The organism is Psychrobacter sp. TB55-MNA-CIBAN-0194 (genome assembly GCF_040309505.1).
GTDB lineage: Bacteria > Pseudomonadota > Gammaproteobacteria > Pseudomonadales > Moraxellaceae > Psychrobacter > Psychrobacter fozii.
Genome location: NZ_JBEOOW010000297.1, coordinates 1 through 271, shown reverse-complemented (window position 1 = coordinate 271; position 271 = coordinate 1). Strand labels below are relative to the sequence as shown.

Sequence of the window (271 nt, the reverse complement as noted above, 5' to 3'; positions counted from 1 at the left end):
AGGTGGGAAAATGGCTGCAATGGAATTAATCAAACGCGGCAGTCAGCAAATCACATTGCTAAAAGGGCCCGCTCATCTTCAAACGGCGCGGCAAAGATTCAAAGGCGCACTTGATGTTCTGACTGAAGAAGGTGCTAACTTTCATGTGATGTCTAACGCTTCTTTTTCTTTTCAGGAAGCCCGAAAAAGCGCCAAGGCTCTTTTCAAGCTGTACCCTGAAACAGATGGCATCATTGCCAGCAATGACATCGTCGCAGCAGCCGTCGTACAC

The 271-nt window shown here is 48.0% G+C and carries 1 protein-coding gene; it reads left to right on the top strand.

All coding sequences use genetic code 11. The features are described 5' to 3' along the window. Positions 1-19 precede the first annotated feature (19 nt). Positions 20-271: type 1 periplasmic-binding domain-containing protein (locus tag AAEY75_RS15210; RefSeq protein WP_352260051.1), on the top strand; the 252-nt coding region annotated here is incomplete at its 3' end.